Source organism: Clavibacter sp. A6099 (assembly GCF_021919125.1).
Taxonomy (GTDB): domain Bacteria; phylum Actinomycetota; class Actinomycetes; order Actinomycetales; family Microbacteriaceae; genus Clavibacter; species Clavibacter seminis.
In genome coordinates this window covers 256,156-275,913 of sequence record NZ_CP083439.1, presented here as the reverse complement: position 1 = coordinate 275,913, position 19,758 = coordinate 256,156, and the positions used below count along the sequence as shown (strand labels likewise).

The following is a 19,758-nucleotide window of genomic DNA, read 5'->3' as shown; positions in this document are numbered from 1 at the left end:
GCCGCGGACGAGGCGGACGAGGCGCGTCAGTGCCGGTGCTCGGTGTCCCAGACGGGGAACGGATCCGCGTAGCCGTGCCACTCGGCGGGCCCCGCGACCAGCTCGGCCGCTTCGAGGAGGCAGGCGCCGAGGATCTCGTCGAGCAGGGCGCCGTCGAGGCACTCGCCCACGAGCGCGATCTCCTGCCCTGCCGGCGAGTCGGCGTCCCAGCTGCGCATGGCGGTCGGGTCGAGGCTCAGCACGTCGCCCGCGGTGGCCCACGCGCCGACTGTCGCGGGCCGGGTCGCGAGGCGCACGAGCCCGCGGGAGCGGACGATCCGTCCTACCGGGCCCGGGACGAGGTCGTGCGCGACGGCTCGGTGCAGGCGCCCGGGATGGAACGGGCGGGGGTCGCGGAACACGTGCACGCCCATCCCGTCGGCGGAGGTCGGCGCGGCCTCGCCCGCGAGCGCGACCTGCCAGCCCATGCCCGCGGCGAGCCCACGAGCACGCCCCCGGCCGATGCGCAGGGGCGCAGGCGCGAGCGACGCGCGGTCGGCCGTGGCGACGACGCGGGCGTCCGGGGCCAGGAGCGCGAGCAGGGCGACGGCGCGACGGGCGTCCGGGGTGGGGAGGTCGGGATCCAGGTCGGGGAGCACCACGACGCTCGCGCACTCGAGCCGCCCGGCCAGCCGCTCGGCCGCGTCGAACGGCGTCGCGTCGGCATCGCCCGGATCGAGCAGCAGCTCGTGGATCTCGGCGACGGAGGAGACGGCGATCACGTCGAGGATGCCGATGGGCGTGGATCCGGGATGCCTCGCCTCGACGACGTGCTCCAGCACGAGCGCGACCTCGAGCGGATCCGCCGCCGGCTCGAGCGCGACGACCGCGAGCCCGCGGCGCCCGTCGTCGACGTCCGCGATGAGGCCGTCCGCCAGGTCCGCGCCGAGGTCGCCGCTGTCGCTGCCCGGCGCCTCGACGACGGCGGGCCGGTCCGACGCGGGTGCGCCGACCGCGGCCGCGGCGACGCGCGAGGCGGCCTCGAGGCCGCTCGCGGAGACGAGGGTGACGGCCAGGCCGCCGCGGGCGACGGACGGGCGGGCGTTCCGGTGGGGATCCATCCGCCCAGCCTAGAAGAGAATGATTCTCATCTGCGCCGCGGGCGATGTCCGTGCGGCGACCTAGGCTGCCGGAGGGGGATCGAGAGCTCGAGGAGACGGCATGACCGACGACGTGGATCCGCGCGACGACGACGAGCGCGGCGACGCGACGCGCGGCGCGACCGGCGGCGCGACACCCGGCGCGACCGAGCCGGTGCGCTTCGGCCTCGACGGCATCGTGCACGAGATCGACCTCGACCCCGTCGGCGCACGCGCCCTCCGCGCGGCGCTCGCGCCGTACGTCGCGGCCGGGCGGCGCACGACCGTGACCATCACGCCGATCCGCGACGAGCCCGCGCGCCCCGCAACCGGCGCCGCCCCGACCGGCGAGCGCGCCGCGGCCCGCGCCTGGCTCGAGGCGAACGGCCACAAGCTAGGTCCTGGCGGCCGCATCTCGGCGACGCTCATGACGCTGTACCGGGGCCGCGACGGGCGCTGATCCGGACGCGGCGGTCGCCGCCTGCGCGCGGCACGATGGATCCATGAGCGCCGAGCCCCGCCTGTCCCCCGCCGTCCCGCGCCTCGAGGGCGAGCGCGTGATCCTTCGCCCCTTCTCCCCCGCGGACGTCGACGCGATGGGGCCCGTCCTCGCCGATCCCGACGTCATCCGCCTCACCGGGTCCGCGCACACGAGCGCCGAGGTCGCGGAGATGGCCGCGCGCCCCGAGCTCGACGACCGCACGCGCACCTGGTACGCGACGCGCGCCGACCAGCCCGACCGCCTCGACTTGGCGCTCGTCGACCGCGCGACCGACGCGTGCGTGGGCGAGGCCGTGCTCAACGAGTGGAGCCCCGAGGACCGGAGCGCGAACCTCCGCATCCTCATCGGTCCCGCCGGCCGCGACCGCGGCCTCGGCTCGGAGGCCGTGCGGCTGCTGGTCGACCACGCGTTCGCCGCGACCGACCTCGAGCGCGTCTCCCTCGAGGTCATCGCGTTCAACCCCCGCGCCCGCCGCGTCTACGAGCGCGCGGGCTTCGTCGAGGAGGGCCGTCTGCGCGCGGCCTTCCGCTTCGACGGCGAACCGGTCGACGTGATCGTGATGGCGGTGCTGCGGTCGGATCCGCGGGGCTGACGCCGGACAGCACGACGCCCGCCGGCCGCAGATGCGGCGCGACGGGCGCGTGGTGGTGCGGATGCGCGATGCGACTAGCCGAGCGACACGGCCGTCCACGACACGGGCGGCAGCGTGATCGTGAGGGTGCCGTCGACGAGCGACGCCGAGGCGTTCGGCGTGAGGCCCACGCGCTCGCGGTCCTCGAACGTGTTCTTCGCGTACACGTCGTCGTCGTGGATCCCGACGGCCTCGAGCACCTCGGAGACCGCGAGCCCGGCGACGTCGACCTCGATGGTGAGGGCCTCGGACAGGCTGCGGTTCACGAGGAAGACCGCGGCGCGGCCGGTGGCCTCGTCGAAGGTCGCGACGGAGTCGACGAGCGGCGCGGTGCCGTGCACCTCGGTCTCGTACGTGCCCACGTCGATGCGCGGGCGCAGCACCTCGCCCTGCGCGAGCCGGCTCGTGACCGAGAAGGGGAAGAACGTGGTCTGGCGCCAGGCGCCGCCGCCGGTCTCCGTCATGATCGGCGCGATCACGTTCACGAGCTGCGCGAGGCTGGCCGACGTGACGCGGTCGCTGTGCTTGAGCAGCGTGATCATGAGGTTGCCGAGCACGACCGCGTCGGCGACCGAGTAGACGTCCTCGAGCAGGTGCGGCGCGTAGGGCCAGCCCTCGGTGATGACACCGGACTCCTGGTGCTCGTCGAGGTACCAGACGTTCCACTCGTCGAACGAGATGTTGATCGTCTTGTCGCTCTTGCGGCGGTACTTGACCTGGTCGGCCGACGCGACGACCGTGCGGATGAAGTACTCCATGTCGAGCGAGGAGGCGAGGAAGCTGCCGAGGTCGCCCTTGCGCTCCTGGTAGTAGGCGTGGGCGGAGATGAAGTCGACGTTGTCGTAGGCGTGCTCGAGCACGGTGCGCTCCCACTCGCCGAAGGTCGGCATGCCGGATCCGCTGCTGCCGCAGGCGACGAGCTCGAGCGTGGGATCCACCATCTTCATGGCGCCGGCGGTGCGGTTCGCGAGCTTGCCGTAGTCGTCGGCGGTCATGTGGCCGACCTGCCACGGGCCGTCCATCTCGTTGCCGAGGCACCACATCTTCACGTTGTGGGGCTCGGGGGATCCGTTGGCGATGCGCTGGTCGGAGAGGGCGGTGCCGCCCGGGTGGTTGGAGTACTCGAGGATGTCCAGGGCCTCGAGCACGCCGCGCGTGCCGAGGTTGACGGCCATCATCAGCTCGCTGCCGGTGAGCTCGCACCAGCGCGCGAACTCGTCGAGGCCGACCTCGTTGGTCTCGAGCGAGTGCCAGGCGAGGTCGAGGCGCTTCGGGCGCTCGGCGCGCGGGCCGACGCCGTCCTCCCAGCGGTAGCCGGAGACGAAGTTGCCGCCGGGGTAGCGGATGGTGCTGGTGCCGAGCTCCTTGACGAGGTCGACGACGTCGCCGCGGAAGCCGTCCGCGGTCGCGGTGGGGTGGCCGGGCTCGTAGATGCCGTCGTAGACGCAGCGGCCGAGGTGCTCGACGAACGAGCCGAAGGTGCGGCGGTTGACGGGGGCCACGACGGCGGTGCGGTCGATGGCGATCCGGGCGTCGGGTGCGGGGCGGGCGTCGGCCGCGGGGCGGGCGTCGGTCATGGAGTGGTCCTTCACTTCATCGGGAGCGGGGCCGATCGACGCCGGACTTCCGCCGGCGGGATCTGATGCCATTACAACGTTGTAAGAGCAACGTCACCCCATTGTCCCGGGGGCGCGGGGGACGTGTCAACGCGAGGGGAGGCGCGACGGATCGGACGGGCGGCAGCGCCGCAGGCGGCCCCCAACCTCCGGCCGTACGGTCACCTCATCCGCGCGGACGGCGCGCTGGCCCGGCCCGCCGCGACCCACCTCGACCACCCGGGAGCCCCATGTCCGCCTTCCATCCCGACCTCGCCTCGGCGCGGTTCATCCCGCGCTTCACGCTGCCCCTGCCGCTCGCGACGCTGCTCGCGCGGGTCCCGCCGAAGCGGAGGCCCGCACCCGAGGACCTGATCGTCGATGACGTGCGGGTGCCCGGCCCCGAGGGGGCGCCCGCGGTGGAGCTGCGCGTCTACCGTCCGCGGACGGCCGTCGGGGCTGTGCCGGCGCTCCTCTGGATCCACGGCGGCGGCATGATCGTCGGCGACCACCTCCAGGACGAGGCGTCGAACATGGCGTTCGCCCGCACCCTCGGCATCGTCGTCGCGTCCGTGCGCTACCGGCTCGCCCCCGCGCATCCCGCACCCGCCGCGGTCGAGGACGCCCACGCGGCGCTGCTCTGGCTGCTCTCCCATGCCGAGGAGCGCGGGATCGACGCGGGCCGCATCGCCGTCGGCGGCGCGAGCGCGGGCGGCGGGATCGCGGCGGCGACCGTGCTCCTCGCCCACGACCGCGGCACGCCCGCCCCGGCGTTCCAGCTGCTCGTCTACCCGATGCTCGACGACCGCACGGTCACGCGCACCGACCTCGACACCTCGAACGCGCGCATGTGGTCGCCCGGGAGCAACCGCGTGGGCTGGACCGCCTACCTCGGCGGCGCGCCCGGCGGCGACGACGTGTCGCCGTACGCGGCGCCGGCCCGTCGCGAGGACCTCAGCGGCCTCCCGCCCGCCTGGGTCGGCGTCGGCACGCTCGACCTGTTCCACGACGAGGACGTGCGGTACGCCGAGCGGCTGCGGGCGGCCGGATCCGAGGTGGAGCTCGAGGTCGTCGACGGCGCGTTCCATGGCTTCGACACCGTGCTCCCTGCCCGCGAGGTCTCGCGGCGGTTCTGGCGCGCGCAGGCCGCGGCGCTGCGAGGAGCGCTGCTGCCCGGGGCGTGAGGTCGCCGGCGACGCGAGCGGCGTGCGAGGGTGCCCGGTCCTGGGCCGATCGAGGCGCACGCGTGCGACGCTGGCCGGATGGACTCCGGATCCCCCACGCAGGCCCTCTTCCTCGGCGGTCGCTCGGGCGTCGGCAAGTCGACGGTGGCGACGGAGGTGGCGCGGATCCTCACGGCCGCCGACGTCGCCCACGCGCTCATCGAGGGCGACGCGCTCGACCAGGCGCACCCGGAGCCGTGGCGGCAGGGGATCCCGCTGGCGGAGCGGAACCTGGCCGCGATGTGGCGGAACTACCGCGAGGCGGGCTGGACGCGCGTGATCTACACGAACACCGTCAGCGTGCTCGAGCTGCCCGGGCTCACGGCGGCACTCGGCGGCGAGGTCGAGGCGGTGGGCGTGCTGCTCACGGCGGAGGACGCCACGGCATCTGCGCGGCTGGCCGGGCGCGAGATCGGGTCGGGGCTGGCGGAGGCGATCGCGCGGAGCGCGTCGGCGGCGCCGCGGCTGGAGGCGGGTTCCGCCGACGCGGTGCACCGCGTCGCGACCGACGGGCGGACGGTCGCGGAGATCGCGGCGGAGGTGGTGGCGCTCAGCGGGTGGATTCCGAGCTGATGGCGGCACACCGGCAGCACGTGATGAGGGCCGGAGGACTCAGCCGATCCGCGGCCACCCGCTCGTGAGGTACGCCTCGATCGCCCGGTGCCGGAAGCCGTACACCGTGCCGCGATGGATGATCCCCCGCACCGTGTCGAGACGCCGCGCGGTGGTGCCCGCCTCGGTGGCCTTGGCGTGACCCGCCTCCGCGGCGATGCGGGTGAGCGTCCTCTCCTCGGCGGGGAGTCCCGCCATCGCCTCGACGAACGCGCGCTCCCGATCGGGCAACCGGTCGAGGATCCGCTCCACGTGCGCGGTCGCCTCCCGCTGGGCGCCCCGCCAGCCGCTGAGGACGTGCTCGCGCGTGATGACCGCGCCCGCGCCCGTGTACCAGGCCCGCTCTCCGGCTAGCTGGAACAGGAAGGGCTCTCCCCGGCAGACGTCGACGATGGCGGAAGCGGCATCCGCCTCCATCCGGATCCGTCGCGTGCCGCCGCGCCCGTCGGGCACTTCCCATCCCGGCACGACGAAGTCCTGCAGTGCGGCGCGGATGTCGTCGTCGTCGATCGCCGCGAGAACGGTGGTCCTGAAGCGCCGTGCGAAGGTCGCCCCCTTGTGCGCTCCGGCCCGGTCCTCGAAGTCGGGTAGGCCGGTCAGGTAGACCGCGATGGGCAGGGACCTCGCGACCTTCGCGCCACCTGGCAGAGTGACCGCCTCCTCGTGGGTGTTGGCGTCGCCGAGAGCGATGAGGAGCTGGGAGAGCGTGCTCTCGTCGGTGATGTTCTGGATCTCGTCCACGTGGATGAGGGCGACATGGTCATGGCGCATCGCCGCGCGCCCCACCTCGACGACCAGCTCGGTCAGCGCCGCGTAGGGCTCCGGCCCGGAACCAGCCGCCGACCCACCCAGCGTGAGCGAGATGCCGTGGACCGCCACGGTCTCCACGCGGCTGATGGCGTCCTTGATCCGCCTCTCCCGCGCGGCGGCCAGGCCCGCGGTGTCGGCCAGCTCGAGCACCGCCGTCGCCACCGCCTTCAACGGGTCGGCGCCGAGCGGGATGCGCAGCTGCGGCGTGACCCAGTCCCCGTCTCGAGCAGCGGTCTGCGCGATGCGTCGCACCAGCGACGACTTGCCGAGCCCTGGCTCACCGAGGATCGTGCGGCCCCGCTCGGGGAGCCCCCTGGAGATGCGCGGGCGCACGACGTCGCGCCAGTCGCTGAGCTGCTCCGTGCGGCCGGCCCAGACCTCGGGGACCGTGTCGGAGCCGGGGCTGAAGGGGTTGTCCGTCGAATCGCGCATGCTGATAACTTTATCAAGCCACTCATGCGCTGATAAAGTTATCAAGGCGCTGTGACACTGAGCGTTATGCCGGCCCGATGTGCCGCCCCGGGACCGGGCTCGAGTACACGACGTGGGTCGTGATCCCGCCGAGGGCGGCGAGGCGGCCCGTGATGCGCTCGAGGTCGCGCATCGAGCGGGCGTGGACCTTGATGATGAAGCAGTCGGCGCCCGTGACGTGGTGCGCCTCGACGATCTCCGGCATCTCCGCCACCAGCGCGTGGAACGGGCGGTAGTCGCCCGACGGGTAGGCGAGCCGCACGAAGGCGGTGACGGCCCAGCCGAGGGCCTCGGGATCCACCGTGATGGAGTAGCCGGTGATGATGCCGGCCTCGGTGAGGCGACGCACCCGCTCGGCGGTCGCGCTCGCGGAGAGCGAGACGGCCCGGCCGAGCTGCGCGACGCTCATCCGGCCGTCGCCCTGGAGCTCGGCGATGATCGCGTGATCGGTGGCGTCGAGCGTCAGCGGCGGATTCGTCGGCATGCGGCCGAACCTACCGGGCGATCCGCGGCGCGACGGCCCGGATGCCGCGCGACAGCCCTTCTCCGGCCCCCGGCCCTGGCGCTTCGATGGAGGCATGCAGACGAGCCTCTCCGCCATCGACTTCCTCGCCGCCAAGCTGACCTACGAGACCGACCCCGCTGACCTCGCCGCCGACCGGGCGAGCGGCGCCGCGCCGCTCCTGGTCGACGTCCGCTCGGACGCCTCCTGGGCGCAGGGGCGGATCCCGGGAGCCGCCCACATCCCCGGCGCGGAGCTCGCCGCACGTGCCGCCGCCGAGCTGCCCGACCGGGACGCCCGCATCGTCGTCTACTGCTGGGGCCCCGGCTGCAACGGCAGCACGCGCGCGGCCCTCACGCTCGCGACGCTCGGCTACACGCGCGTGCAGGAGCTGATCGGCGGGTTCGAGTACTGGGCGCGCGAGGGGTTCGCGGTGGCCACGGACGCCGGACGGACGCGGCGGGAGCCGGATCCGCTGACGGCGCCGGTGGCGTGACGCCCCTGGTCAGCTGAGCCTGCCCGTCAGCCGGCGGCAGACGCCGCGTCCGCGACGGCCGCGACGGCTTCGACGGCCAGCTCGGCGAGCCGGTGGTCGCGCTCCTCCTCGTGGGCCGTGACGGTGACGACCGCGTCGCGGGATCCGTCGACCAGCACGTACTGGCCGTAGCGGCCGTCGAGGCGCCAGGCGTCGCCGGGTCCGTCCCAGGTCGCGAGGCCGTAGCGGGCGAAGGGGGCGGCGGGGTCGTCGGCGCCGGTCGGGACCCAGGATCCGTGCATCCGGTCGATCCACTCCGCGCTCACGAGCTGCCGGCCCTCCCACGCGCCGCGGTCGCGGAGCAGCCGGCCGATGCGCGCGAGCTCGCCGGTCCGGAGCTCCAGGCCGCTGCCGCCCACGATGAAGCCGAGCGGGCAGCGGTGCCACTGGGGGTTCTCGATGCCGAGCGGCGTGAAGAGGCGCGGGAGGAGCCAGTCGCGCACGTCGCCGACCGCCGCGGCGAGCATCCGCATGGCGACGTAGGGGCTCGCGTCGCTGTACTGGAAGGCGGTCCCGCGGCCGCGGCTCGGCCGCCCGAGCATCGCCTGCGCGAGGTCGGGGCCGGGCACGGGCTCGTCGCCGAACCAGGCGAAGTCGATGCCGCTGGTCATGGTGAGGAGGTGCTCGACGGTGACCTCGTCGATGCCCGCGCCGAGGTCGAGGTCGGGCAGCAGTTCGGGGACGCGGGTGCCGAGCCGGAGGATCCCCGCGTCCACCGCCATGCCGACGGCAAGCGCGCAGACGCCCTTGGACACCGAGTAGAGGTTCTCGCGGTCGTCGCTGCGCCAGCGGTGCGCAACCTCGTCGGCGCCGATCCGCACGACGACGCCGTACGCGCTCAGCCGCTCCCGGTCGATCCCCTCGACGAGGCGGGCGAGGGCGTCGGCGGCGGTGCTCATGGATCCAGTGTGGCGCGCGGCCCGGCGGGGGCACGCCCCTTCCCCGGCCGGGGGAACCGTGCGAGGGTGGCGGCTCGGCACACGGTAGGGGACGGCATGAGGCTCGCGACGCGCATCACCATCGGGATCCTGGCCGCGGAGCTCGTCGCCCTCGCGGTGCTGCTGGTGATCGCCGACCGGTCCGAGGACATGGGCTGGCCCCCGCTCGGCATGGACCACTGGGCCATCGGCCTCGGCTTCGCACTGCCGCCGCTGATCGTGGTGACCGCGGTCGCGCTGGTGCTGCTGGCGGGGACGCGGATCCTCGTGGCGGAGGCCGGCGCGTGCCGGGCCCGTCGCGCGCCGGTCGCGGACGGGATCAGCGCATCGTCGCGTCCCGCTGCGCGTCGGTGAGGGCGCGGTCGGCGTAGACGAGGCGCATCACACCCGGATCGGGGTTGCCTGGATCCGGCCCGCGGTGCACGAGCGTCAGGCCGGCCTTCTCCGCCACGGCCGCCGACGCGCGGTTGTGGGCGACGAGGTACGCGACGACGGGCAGCGCAGGGCGGAGGATGCGTGCCCGCGCGATCGCCCGCGACGCCATCTCGGTCGCGAAGCCGCGGCCGTGCACGGTCGGCGAGAAGCGGTAGCCGAGGTTCCAGAACGCGTCGTTCGCCATGTTGCAGCCGCCGAACCCCACGACCGCATGGGCGTCCCGCTCGCGCACGATCCACGTGCCGAGGCCGTCGCGCTCCCAGCCCTCGGCCCGCGTGCGGAGGAAGCGGTCGGTCTGCGCGGGGTCCGTCACGCGCAGCGACGGGTAGTGGGTCCAGACGGCGGGGTCGGCGAGGATCGCGTGCACCTCGGCGGCGTCGTCGGGCGACGGGCGGTGGAGGTCGAGCCGGGCCGTGCGGTCCTCGGGGGCGGGTTCGGCGCGGCGGTCGGACGGCATGCGTCGACGGTAGCGGCCGCGCGGATCAGCCGCGGGCGACCAGCTCCGCGAGCCGGTCGAGGTCCTCCGCGACGAGCGCCGCGTCCTCCGCGAACGCGACGTCGGTCGTGCCCGGTCGGCGGTAGAGCGTGAAGACGACCTCGCTGCCGTCGTCGTTCGGGAGGACGCGCAGCGGGTTGCGGACCACGGTGCCGTCGGGGAGCGTCACGTCGTGGTCGAGGATCCCGAGCTCGCGCGGGCCCGTGAACGCGATCTCGATCGCGCCCATCGGCGAGTCCGACAGCCAGCGCCCGCCCTCGAGCCGGATCCCTGAGCTCACGCCCGCCGCCCACTCGGGCAGCCGCGCGGGATCCCCCGCCACGGCGACTACGGACGCCACGTCGGCGTCGACGGAACGGGTGATGTGCAGCGCGGGCCAGGTCACGCTCCGACGCTACCCGGGGAGCGACACGACCGCCGGAACCGGATCCGTCGCCAACCGCGCGTGCGTCTCCACGTCGAACCGCTCGTCGCCGTAGCGGAGCTTGGCGCGCTCGATCCCCTCGGCGGCGAAGCCCGCGCGCGTCGCGACCCGGCACGACGCCGGGTTGTTCACGCGGTGCCCGAGCTCGAGGCGGAACAGGCCATCGGCGAAGGCCCATGCCGCCGCGCCCGCGAGCGCCCGCGTAGCGAGGCCGCGGCCCCGACCGGATCCCGCCAGCCAGTAGTGCAGCCACGCCGTGTCGTGCCGTCGGTCGATCGCGGAGACGCCGACGCTGCCGACCGCGACCCCCGCGTCGACGATCGCCCAGACGCGGTGCGCGTCGTCGGAGGCGAGCGGTCCGGCGATGTGCGCCTCGGCCGCCGCGATGCTCGACAGGTCGGCGCCGCCGAGCTGCGCCACGAGATCCGGCGTCGTGAGGAACGCGTCGCGGAGGGCGGGGGCGTCCGCGACGGTCCAGGGGCGGAGGCGGGGGCCGGTCATGCCCCCACCCTGCCAGCGCGCGCCGGCCTCAGTACTCGATCCGCCCGTGCCGGCTGTGGAACTCGCCCGTCGGCCCGTCCGGCCCCACGAGCGCCATCGCGACGGTCGCGTCGGTGCCCTCGGTGACGGTCTGGTGTCCGGTGTTGCCGTTGAACTCGGTCGCCGTGTAGCCGGGGTCGGTCGCGTTGATCCGGAAGCCGGGCAGGTTCTTGGCGTACTGCACGGTCGCGGTGATGAGGGCGGCCTTCGAGGTCGCGTAGGGCACGGTCATCACGTGGCGCTCATCGGTGTCCTCGCCGCGGAGGGCGCGCGGCCAGCCGACGCCCGAGGCGACGTTGACGATCACCGGGGCGGCGGATGCGCGCAGCAGCGGCAGCGCGGCCTGCGTCACGCGCACCACGGCGATGACGTTGGTCTGCAGCACCGCGAGCATCGCCTCCGGCGTGAGGTCGTCGACGCCCTGCGAGGATCCAAGGATCCCGGCGTTGTTGACGAGCACGTCCAGGTCCGGCAGCGAGGCGATGGCGCGGTCGACGCTCGCCTGGTCATCGACGTCGAGCTGCACGGGGTGGGCGCCCACGGCACGGGCGGCGTCGCCGTCGGCGGTGTCGCGCATGCCGGCGTGGACGGTGTGGCCGGCCTCGACGAGGCGGCGTGCGGTCTCGAGGCCGAGGCCCCGGTTGGATCCGGTGATGAGTGTCGTGGTCATGGGTCGAGCCTGCGCCCCGGCAGCCGCATCGCCCAGGCACCGGTCGACGGGAGGACCGGCGGTACCAGGGTGATCCGCCCGCCGACGCGGAGGATGGGGGCATGACCGAATTCGCGAGCGTCCTCCGCTCCTGGCGCGAGCGCGTGCAGCCGGCCGACGTGGGCCTGCCCGCGGGATCCCACCGCCGCACCGCGGGCCTCCGCCGCGAGGAGCTGGCAGCGCTCGCGGGCGTCAGCGTCGACTACGTGGTGCGGCTGGAGCAGGGCCGGTCGGTTAACCCGTCGCCGCAGATGCTCGGCGCGCTCGCCCGCGCGCTCCGCCTCACCGAGGACGAGCGCGACCACCTGCACCGGGTCGCCGGCGTCGCCCCGCCCGGCCGCGGCGAGGTGCCCCGGCACATCACGCCGGGCGTGCACCGGATCGTCGACCGGCTCGGCGACGTGCCCATCGCGGTGTTCACGGCGACGCACGACATGCTCCTCTGGAACCCGCTATGGGCGGCGCTGAACGGGGATCCGTCGACGCGCACCGGCTGGGACCGCAACCTCGTCTGGACCTACTTCACCCAGGGCCACGGGGGCACCGACTTCGACGCCGTGCACGAGGAGGAGTTCGCGCGCGACCTCACGGCGGACCTGCGCACGGCCGTCGGACGCTACCCCGCGGATCGCGCGCTCGCCCGCCTCGTCGCCCGACTGCGCGCCGAGGCGCCGGAGTTCGAACGCCGCTGGAGCGAGGCGCGCGTCGCCGAGCACCGGTCGAGCCGCAAGACCGTCACGAGCACCGCGGTCGGCCCCATCACGATCGACTGCGACACTCTCTCCGTGCCGGGCAGCGACCTCCGCATCGTCGTCTACACGGCCGAGCCCGGCAGCACGGACGAGGCGCGGCTGGATCTGCTGCGGGTCACGGGGCTGCAGGCGCTGACGACGGCGCCCGTCGAGGTCGCGGGGGCCTGAATCCGCGCGCCGGCCCGCCGCGTGACAGAGCCCCGGCCGCCGCGCGTCGAGGGCGCGGCGGCCGGGGCTCCGGTCGGACGTGGGCGGGATCAGCTCGGCTCGAGCACCCGCTCCGGCACCGCGGACGCGTCCGCGGTGACCCCGGCGCGCTCGACCGACGTGCCCACGTACCGCTCGTCGGCGATCGTGACGTGGTGCGCGGATCCGGTGACCTCGATCGCCGCCTCCGTCTCCTTCACCGAGCTCGACGGGCCGACCCACAGCTCGACCGCGCCCGGCTCGACCACGCGGCGGTACCGCAGGTCGGTGAAGGCGAGGCGGGTGGTGGGCACCCGGAACGTGACGCGCGCGGACTCGCCCGCGGCCAGATCCAGCCGCAGGTAGCCGAGCAGCTGCGCGACGGGCCGCGTGACGCTGCCCTGCACGTCGCGCGCGTAGAGCTGCACGACGTCGGTGCCGTCGCGGTCGCCCGTGTTGCGGACCTCGACGGTCGCGGTGAAGGCCTCCCCCGCCGCCACTTCGGCCGATGTCACGGAGAGATCCGTGCGCGCGAACGTCGTGTACGACAGGCCGTGCCCGAACGGGAGCACGGGCGTGGGATCCGCGCTCGTCACCTCGCTCGGGCCGCCCAGGATCGGGTGCAGGTACGAGAACGGTTGCGCGCCCGCGGAGCGCGGGAGCGAGACGGGCAGGCGACCCGAGGGCGACACCCGGCCGGAGAGGACGCCCGCGATCGCGGATCCGCCCTCCTCGCCCGGGAAGAACGCCTGCAGCACGGCCGCCGGAGCCGCATCGCCCTCGACCGCCCACGCCACCGCGTACGGCCGGCCGGTGAGCAGCACCACGACCACGGGGGTCCCGGTGGCGCGCACGGCCTCGACCAGCTCGCGCTGCACGCCCGGCAGCTCGAGGCTCTCGACGTCGTTGCCCTCGCCGACCGTGCCGCGGCCGAACAGGCCCGCCCGGTCGCCGACGACCACGACCGCGAGGTCGGATCCGCGCGCGGCCTCGACCGCGGCGGCGAAGCCCGAGCGGTCGTCGCCCTCGACCTCGGCGCCCGCCACGAGCACCAGCTCGCTGTCGGGCAGCTCGACGCGCAGCGCCTCGGCGACCGTCGGGATCGCGAACCCGAGCGGCGTGCCCGGGTGGTGCGCGAGCACGTGGTTCGCGAACGAGTAGCAGCCCATGAGCGCCTCGGCGCTGTCGGCGTTGGGGCCGATGAGCGCGATGCGTCCGGGCGCCGTGCGGCCGGCGCCCGCGAGCGGCAGCGTGCCGTCGTTCGCGAGCAGCACCACGGACTCCTCCGCGAGCCGGCGCGCGACATCCCGGTGGGCCGGTGTGTCGAGATCGATCGACGTGGGCGGATCCTCGAACGTCGCGTCGAGCAGCCCCAGCTCCTCCTTCTCGTCGAGCACGCGGAGCACCGCGCGGTCGACGAGCGACTCGTCGGCGAGCCCGGCGCGGATCCGCTCCGCCAGCGGCGCGAGGTACGCGTCGCCCGTGGGCAGCTCCACGTCGATGCCGGCCGCGAGGGCCAGCGCCGCCGCCTCGCCGCGGTCGCCCGCGACGGCGTGCATCACCTGGAGGAACGCGACGGAGAAGTAGTCGGAGACCACGACGCCGTCGAAGCCCCAGCGGCCGCGCAGCACGTCGGTGAGGTACTCGGGGGTGGCGCCGACGGGCGCGCCGTCGATCTCCGCGTACGAGTTCATGACCGACCGCACGCCGCCGTCGAGCACCGCCATCTCGAAGGGCGGCAGCAGCACGTCCTCCACGAAGCGCGGGCCCACGTGCGCGGGCGCGTGGTTGCGGCCGGACTGCGAGACCGAGTAGCCGACGAAGTGCTTGAGCGTGGCGTGGATCCCGGCCGACTGCAGCCCCTTCACGTACGCCGTGCCGATCGTGCCGACCACGTACGGGTCCTCGGCGATGCACTCGTCGACGCGGCCCCAGCGGGCGTCGCGGATCACGTCGAGCACGGGCGCGAGGCCCTGGTGCACGCCGAGCTCCTTCATCGACCCGCCGATGAGCGCGGCCATCTCCTCCACGAGACCCGGGTCGAAGGACGCGCCCCACGCGAGCGGCGTGGGGAAGGTCGCGGCCTGCCACGCGGCGAGCCCCGTGAGGCACTCCTCGTGCACGAGCGCCGGGATCCCGAGCCGCGTCTCCTTCTGGAGGCGGCGCTGCTCGGCCCACAGCCAGGACGCGCGCTCGACGGGATCCACCGGACGCGTGCCGTACACGCGGGTGAGGTGCCCGAGGCCGTGCTCGGTCGCCTCCTCGTAGCGGCCGGTCGTCGCCATCTCGCCCTGCATGGGCGCGACCACCTCGCCGCCCTGGTCGACCCAGTAGCCGACGATCTGCGCGAGCTTCTCCTCGAGGGTCATGCGCGCGTGCAGCTCGCGCACGCGCGCCGAGACCTCGGGCAGCGCGACGGCGCCGGGCGCCGGGGACGTCTCCGCCCCGGTCACCCCTTCACCGCGCCGGTGAGGCCGCCGACGATGCGGCGCTCGAAGATCGAGAAGAAGATCAGCGCCGGGATCATCGACAGCGACGTGAACGCGAGCACCTTGGCCGTGTCCACCGAGTACTGCGACGAGAACGACTGCACGCCGAGCGGCAGCGTGTAGATCGACGCGTCGCTGAGGAGGAACAGCGGCAGCAGGTAGCTGTTCCAGCTGCCGATGAACGCGAGGATGCCCACCGTGATGACGCCCGGCATCGACAGCCGCACGACCATGCGGAAGAAGAACCCGATGCGGCTGCACCCGTCGATGAACGCGGCCTCCTGGATCTCGTCCGGGATCGCCCGGAGGAACGGCACCAGGATGATGATCGTCGTCGGGAGCGCGAACGCGATCTGCGGGAGGATGATCCCCGGCAGCGAGTTCGTGAGGCCGAGCGAGCGGATCACGATGTACAGCGGCGTGATGGCCACCGTGATGGGGAACATGAGCCCCGACGCGAACAGCGCGTAGAGCGCTCCCCGGCCGAAGAACGTGTAGCGCGCCAGCACGTAGCTCGCCATGAGCCCGAGGACGACCGCGCCGACCGTGGTGCCGATCGCCGCGATGAGCGAGTTGCCCACCTGCCGCCAGAACATCGAGCCGCCGAGCACGTCGAGGTAGTTCTGGATCTGGAACGGCGACGGGAAGCCCGCCGGATCGGTCGTGATCTGCGCGTTCGTGCGGAACCCGCCCAGGATGATGTACGCCACCGGCGTCAGCATCAGGGCGATCAGCACGACCGCGACGAGGTAGGGGACGGGGTTGTTCCCCTGCCCGGGCACCTTGGCGCGCTTGGGCTTCGGCGTCTTCGCCGAGTAGGTGGGATCGAGGTCCGCGTTGCGCGGAGCCGCGGTGACGGCGGTCACTTCTTCTTCCTTCCCGCACCCGTGAGGGCGCCGGCGGTGTCGCGGTTGAGGACGAACCGCTGGTAGATCAGCGCGACGACCAGGGAGATGAGGAACAGCACCACGGCGACGGCGTTGCCGTACCCGTAGTTGCCGGATCCGCGCCCGTTCGCCACGAGGTACGTGGCCATGGTCGAGGTGCCCGCGGTGGCCGAGATGTACTGGCCCCAGATGATGTACACGAGGTCGAACAGCTGCAGCGAGCCGATGATCGACAGGAACGCCCAGATGCGCAGCGTCGGCGCGAGCAGCGGCAGCGTGATGCGCCGCTGGATCTGCCAGTACGACGCGCCGTCGATGGCGGCCGCCTCGGACAGCTCCTCGGGGATGCCCTGGAGGCCCGCGAGGAAGAGGATCACCGCGAAGCCGATGTACTTCCACGTGATGATCGTCATGAGCGACCAGATCGCGATGTCCGGGTTGGCGAGCCAGTCCTGCCGGAGGTCGCCCAGGCCGACATTCGCGAGGAAGCCGTTGAGCGCGCCGGAGCCCTGGAGCATGAGGCTCCAGCCGGTGCCGACGACGACCTCGGAGATCACGTACGGCACGAAGATCAGCACGCGGATGATCGACTGGCCGCGCAGCTTCCGGTTGAGCAGGAGCGCCACGAGGATCGCGACCGGGCCCTGGAGCACGAGCGACAGGATCACGATGACGGCGTTGTGCATCAGCGCCTCGTGGAACGTGGGGTCCTGGAGGATCGTGATGTAGTTCCGGAAGCCCACGAACACCGTGGGCGGGCCGAAGCCCTGCCAGCTGAAGAAGCCGTAGTAGGCCGCCATCACCACGGGGTAGATGACGAAGCCCAGGAAGAAGAGGAGGGCCGGGCCGACGAGGATCAGGACCTCGAGGCGACCGGACCAGCCGAGGCCGCGGCGTCGCGCACGGACCGCCGAGGGCGGCGTCGTCACGACGCCGCCCTCGGGGTGTGCAGGATCAGCCGCGGGACGCTGCTCGTCGAGCGAGCTCTCGCGGATGGCCATGTCGGTGCGCCTAGGCCTTCTTGGCCGCGTCGCCGACGGTCTGGATGAGCTTCTCCGGGCTGCCGTCGCCCGCCATGAGGTCGACCACGCCGACGTTCATCGCGTTGCCGACGTTCAGGCCGTAGACCGTGTCGAGCCACTGGGAGACGTAGGGCGCGTCGTTGTACGCCGCGATGATCTCCTTCAGGTACGGCTCGGTGACCGCGGTCTGCGCCTCGGTGTTCACGGGCGGGGCGTTGAAGGCCGCGTAGTACTCCTTCTGCACGTCGGCGGTGCCGATGTAGTTGAGGAAGTCGACGCACGCCTTCGGGGCCTGCGCGGAGCAGGAGTACCCGTCGATGCCGCCCATGATGGAGCCGGGCTCGCCCTTGCCGCCGGAGATCTCCGGGAAGGGGAACCAGGACAGGTCGGCCAGCGGCTTCGTGTCCGGGGTCAGGCCCGCGATTACTCCCGGGTCCCAGGCGCCCATGAGCTCCATGGCCGCCTTCTTGTTGGCGATGAGGCCGGCCGACGAGCCGGCGCCCTGCTGCGCCGCGGTGGTGAGGAAGCCGTCGTTGAAGGGGTTCGTGCCCACGAGGTCCTCGACATCCTGGCCCGCCTTGATCCAGCAGTCGTCGCTGAAGTCCTTGTCCGTGGCGGCCTTCTCGAGCGTGGCGGAGCTGCACTCGCGGAGCGCGAAGTTGAAGTACCAGTGCGCGGCGGGCCACGCGTCCTTCGCGCCGAGCGCGATGGGGGCGACTCCCGTGGCCTTGAGCTTGTCGACGGCCGCGTCCAGCTCGTCCATGGTCTTCGGCGTCTCCGTGATGCCGGCCGCCGTGAAGAGGTCCTGGCTGTAGAAGATGCCGCTCGGGAGCACGGCGACGGGCATGGCGTACGCCTTGCCGTCGATCGAGTTCGCGTCGAACGCGCTCTGCGCGATGCCGGCCTTCGCGTCGGCGGAGATGCCGTCCGTGATGTCCATGACCTGTCCCGCCGCGACCGTGGCGGCGAGCTTGCCGCCACCGCGCTGCAGGAAGATGTCGGGCGCGTCGCCCGAGTTGAGCGCGGTCTGGAGCTTGCCGTCGAGGTCCTCGTTCTGGACCGACGTGGGCGTGACCGTGACGCCCGGGTTCGCGGCGTTGAAGTCCGCGGTCGTCTTGTCCCAGAACGCCTTGCCCGGGCCGGTGGTGGAGTTGTGCCACAGCGTCATCTCGACGGGGCCGCCGTCGTCGCCGCTGCCGGATCCGCTGCCGCTGCAGCCGGTGAGGGCGAGGGCCCCCACGAGCAGGGCCGCGGATCCCGTGAGGATCTTCCGTGCCTTCATGTCGTTCTACCTGTCTCTTCATTGAGCGCACCCTGGCGGGTGTCGGGGGGGGGACGTGCACGAGCCGCGTGCCTGGTGCTGTGGGGTGCGACTCGGTCCGGGCCCTCTGTCGCGTCGTCGCGTCGTCGCCTCGTCGTGACGGGGGGCCGGTCGGGCCAGTCTCGGTCGCGGCCGGATCTTCGTCAAACGTTTTCGAAATCCTTTTCTCCGGGCGTAGGGTCCAGTCCATGTCCCGCCGCCCCACCATCCACGACGTCGCCGCTGCCGCCGGCGTCTCGGTGTCCACCGTGTCCAAGGCGGTGAACGGGCGCTACGGGATCTCGGCCGAGACGTCGCGCCGCGTGATGGAGGTCGTCGAGCGCCTCGGCTACGAGTCGAGCCTCGTCGCGAGCAGCATGCGGTCCCACCGCACCGGCGTGATCGGCGTGCTGGTGGCGGGCTTCGAGCCGTTCAGCGCCGAGATCCTCAAGGGCGTGGGCGCGGCCCTCCGGAACTCGCGCTACGACCTCCTGGCTTACAGCGGCTCCCGGCAGGTGGACAACACGGGCTGGGAGCGCCGGTCGCTCAGCCGGCTGAGCGGCACCCTCATCGACGGCGCGATCATGGTGACGCCGACGGTCGTGACGGCGCAGACCGACATCCCCGTCGTCTCCATCGACCCGCACACGGGTCCCGCCGACCTGCCGAGCGTCGAGTCCGACAGCCTCGGCGGCGCGCTCCAGGCGACGCGGCACCTCCTCGAGCTCGGGCACCGCCGGATCGGCTTCCTCGCGGGCCGGCCCGACCTCCGATCCGCGAGCCTGCGCGAGGCCGGCTACCGGCGCGCGCTGCAGGACGCGGGCATCGCGTTCGACCCGGCGCTCGTCCGCGCGGGCCTCTTCCTCACCGCGGCCGCGCGGGACCCGGCGCGCGCCCTGCTGTCGATGCCGGATCGGCCGACCGCGATCTTCGCCGCCAACGACCTCTCGGGCATCGCGATCCTGCAGGTGGCGGCCGAGCTCGGGATCCGCGTGCCCGAGGACCTCTCCGTCATCGGCTTCGATGACATCCCCGAGGCGTCGCAGATGACCCCGGCGCTCACCACCATCCGCCAGCCGATGCAGCGCCTCGGCACGACCGCGGTGGACCTGCTCATGTCGCTCATGGGCGGCACCGGGCCCGACGCGATGCACGTGCAGCTGCCGACGCGCCTCGTGCGCCGGGCGACGACGGGGCCGCCGCCGACGCGGACGCGGTGAGCGGCGGGCCGCCCGACTGGCAGGCTCGACGCATGGGTGATGACGTTGCGGAGCAGCCGGAGCGACCCGAGATCCCGGTGTCGCACTGGATGCGGCGGTCGACGCCGGATGAGGCCCGGGAGCGCGACGAGGTCCGCACGGACACGGCCATCGTGCAGTTCTACGCGCTGATCCCGCTGATGGTCGTCGCGATCTTCCTGCCGGCCGGCCCGATCCGGAGCGCGTGGGTGGCACTCGTGGTGATCGGGTTCTCCGTGTGGCTCGTGCTGCGCGCCACACGATCGTCGCGTCGGAAGCGCGCGGCTGCGGCCGCGCCGGATCCGCGGCCGCCCGCCGCGGAGGACTGACCCGGGCCTGCCAG

At 73.4% G+C, this 19,758-nt stretch carries 22 protein-coding genes; 9 read left to right on the top strand and 13 right to left on the bottom strand.

From position 1 onward, the window contains the following. Positions 1-26 precede the first annotated feature (26 nt). Positions 27-1,100, bottom strand: a complete 1,074-nt coding sequence (locus KYT88_RS01345) for a CobW C-terminal domain-containing protein (protein WP_043583158.1) — start codon at positions 1,098-1,100, stop codon at positions 27-29. A gap of 100 nt (positions 1,101-1,200) precedes the next feature. Between KYT88_RS01345 and KYT88_RS01340 the strand changes: the two genes are divergently transcribed. Next, positions 1,201-1,578: an Lsr2 dimerization domain-containing protein gene (locus tag KYT88_RS01340; RefSeq protein ID WP_043583156.1), complete on the top strand. Its 378-nt coding sequence runs from the start codon at positions 1,201-1,203 to the stop codon at positions 1,576-1,578. Between the two features lie 43 nt (positions 1,579-1,621). After that, on the top strand, positions 1,622-2,212 hold the full coding sequence (locus KYT88_RS01335; RefSeq protein WP_043583154.1) for a GNAT family N-acetyltransferase: 591 nt from the start codon (positions 1,622-1,624) through the stop codon (positions 2,210-2,212). Between the two features lie 74 nt (positions 2,213-2,286). Here KYT88_RS01335 and arfA read toward each other — a convergent pair whose 3' ends face one another. Next, positions 2,287-3,828: an arabinosylfuranosidase ArfA gene (gene arfA / locus KYT88_RS01330; protein WP_051629168.1), complete on the bottom strand. Its 1,542-nt coding sequence runs from the start codon at positions 3,826-3,828 to the stop codon at positions 2,287-2,289. Between the two features lie 269 nt (positions 3,829-4,097). Here arfA and KYT88_RS01325 point away from each other — a divergent pair, with 269 nt between their 5' ends. Then, positions 4,098-5,030 (top strand): alpha/beta hydrolase, encoded by a 933-nt coding sequence (locus KYT88_RS01325; protein WP_043583152.1) that lies wholly within the window; start codon positions 4,098-4,100, stop codon positions 5,028-5,030. A 78-nt stretch (positions 5,031-5,108) separates the two neighbouring features. Then, complete coding sequence (locus KYT88_RS01320) at positions 5,109-5,642, top strand: nucleoside/nucleotide kinase family protein (protein WP_043583150.1); 534 nt, start codon at positions 5,109-5,111, stop codon at positions 5,640-5,642. 39 nt (positions 5,643-5,681) lie between these two features. Here KYT88_RS01320 and KYT88_RS01315 read toward each other — a convergent pair whose 3' ends face one another. Together KYT88_RS01315 and KYT88_RS01310 are read right to left on the bottom strand one after the other, a co-directional pair. Beyond that, positions 5,682-6,923 carry an ATP-binding protein gene (locus KYT88_RS01315; protein ID WP_043583148.1) on the bottom strand — a complete coding sequence of 414 codons (1,242 nt, stop codon included), beginning with the start codon at positions 6,921-6,923 and terminating at the stop codon, positions 5,682-5,684. 64 nt (positions 6,924-6,987) lie between these two features. After that, positions 6,988-7,446 carry an Lrp/AsnC family transcriptional regulator gene (locus KYT88_RS01310; protein ID WP_043583146.1) on the bottom strand — a complete coding sequence of 153 codons (459 nt, stop codon included), beginning with the start codon at positions 7,444-7,446 and terminating at the stop codon, positions 6,988-6,990. A 94-nt stretch (positions 7,447-7,540) separates the two neighbouring features. On the opposite strand from KYT88_RS01310, the gene KYT88_RS01305 reads away from it, so the two are divergent. Next, a complete protein-coding gene (locus tag KYT88_RS01305) occupies positions 7,541-7,960 on the top strand; it encodes a rhodanese-like domain-containing protein (RefSeq protein WP_043583144.1) in 420 nt (139 codons plus the stop codon). A 26-nt stretch (positions 7,961-7,986) separates the two neighbouring features. On the opposite strand, the gene KYT88_RS01300 is transcribed toward KYT88_RS01305, so the two are convergent. Next, positions 7,987-8,898: a serine hydrolase domain-containing protein gene (locus KYT88_RS01300; protein ID WP_043583142.1), complete on the bottom strand. Its 912-nt coding sequence runs from the start codon at positions 8,896-8,898 to the stop codon at positions 7,987-7,989. Between the two features lie 96 nt (positions 8,899-8,994). Here KYT88_RS01300 and KYT88_RS01295 point away from each other — a divergent pair, with 96 nt between their 5' ends. After that, entirely contained in the window at positions 8,995-9,291 is a 297-nt protein-coding gene (locus KYT88_RS01295) for a hypothetical protein (protein WP_043583140.1), read from the top strand. Here KYT88_RS01295 and KYT88_RS01290 read toward each other — a convergent pair. The 4 genes from KYT88_RS01290 to KYT88_RS01275 are packed head-to-tail and all read right to left on the bottom strand — an operon-like array spanning position 9,257 to position 11,502. Next, positions 9,257-9,829, bottom strand: a complete 573-nt coding sequence (locus tag KYT88_RS01290) for a GNAT family N-acetyltransferase (protein WP_043583138.1) — start codon at positions 9,827-9,829, stop codon at positions 9,257-9,259. The genes KYT88_RS01295 and KYT88_RS01290 overlap by 35 nt on opposite strands. A 25-nt stretch (positions 9,830-9,854) precedes the next feature. After that, positions 9,855-10,253: a polyketide cyclase gene (locus KYT88_RS01285; RefSeq protein WP_043583135.1), complete on the bottom strand. Its 399-nt coding sequence runs from the start codon at positions 10,251-10,253 to the stop codon at positions 9,855-9,857. Between the two features lie 9 nt (positions 10,254-10,262). Next, positions 10,263-10,793 (bottom strand): GNAT family N-acetyltransferase, encoded by a 531-nt coding sequence (locus KYT88_RS01280; protein ID WP_043583133.1) that lies wholly within the window; start codon positions 10,791-10,793, stop codon positions 10,263-10,265. 28 nt (positions 10,794-10,821) lie between these two features. Beyond that, positions 10,822-11,502 (bottom strand): SDR family NAD(P)-dependent oxidoreductase, encoded by a 681-nt coding sequence (locus KYT88_RS01275; protein WP_043583131.1) that lies wholly within the window; start codon positions 11,500-11,502, stop codon positions 10,822-10,824. 101 nt (positions 11,503-11,603) lie between these two features. Between KYT88_RS01275 and KYT88_RS01270 the strand changes: the two genes are divergently transcribed. Next, a complete protein-coding gene (locus KYT88_RS01270; RefSeq protein ID WP_043583129.1) occupies positions 11,604-12,461 on the top strand; it encodes a helix-turn-helix transcriptional regulator in 858 nt (285 codons plus the stop codon). Between the two features lie 89 nt (positions 12,462-12,550). On the opposite strand, the gene KYT88_RS01265 is transcribed toward KYT88_RS01270, so the two are convergent. From KYT88_RS01265 to KYT88_RS01250, 4 genes are read right to left on the bottom strand one after another with little or no spacing between them, the layout of a single operon-like run. Further along, positions 12,551-14,932: a beta-xylosidase/alpha-l-arabinosidase gene (locus KYT88_RS01265; RefSeq protein WP_043583127.1), complete on the bottom strand. Its 2,382-nt coding sequence runs from the start codon at positions 14,930-14,932 to the stop codon at positions 12,551-12,553. Continuing rightward, positions 14,929-15,834 (bottom strand): carbohydrate ABC transporter permease, encoded by a 906-nt coding sequence (locus tag KYT88_RS01260; RefSeq protein ID WP_043583125.1) that lies wholly within the window; start codon positions 15,832-15,834, stop codon positions 14,929-14,931. Before KYT88_RS01260 ends, KYT88_RS01265 begins: the two co-directional genes overlap by 4 nt. Beyond that, positions 15,831-16,856, bottom strand: a complete 1,026-nt coding sequence (locus KYT88_RS01255) for a carbohydrate ABC transporter permease (RefSeq protein WP_043583123.1) — start codon at positions 16,854-16,856, stop codon at positions 15,831-15,833. Before KYT88_RS01255 ends, KYT88_RS01260 begins: the two co-directional genes overlap by 4 nt. 10 nt (positions 16,857-16,866) lie before the next feature. Beyond that, the gene (locus KYT88_RS01250; RefSeq protein ID WP_043583121.1) at positions 16,867-18,159 is read right to left on the bottom strand and encodes an extracellular solute-binding protein; all 1,293 of its coding nucleotides are present in this window, start codon (positions 18,157-18,159) and stop codon (positions 16,867-16,869) included. A 227-nt stretch (positions 18,160-18,386) separates the two neighbouring features. Between KYT88_RS01250 and KYT88_RS01245 the strand changes: the two genes are divergently transcribed. Beyond that, positions 18,387-19,397 (top strand): LacI family DNA-binding transcriptional regulator, encoded by a 1,011-nt coding sequence (locus KYT88_RS01245; protein ID WP_043583119.1) that lies wholly within the window; start codon positions 18,387-18,389, stop codon positions 19,395-19,397. 32 nt (positions 19,398-19,429) lie between these two features. Further along, positions 19,430-19,744: a hypothetical protein gene (locus KYT88_RS01240; protein WP_043583117.1), complete on the top strand. Its 315-nt coding sequence runs from the start codon at positions 19,430-19,432 to the stop codon at positions 19,742-19,744. Positions 19,745-19,758: the final 14 nt, after the last annotated feature.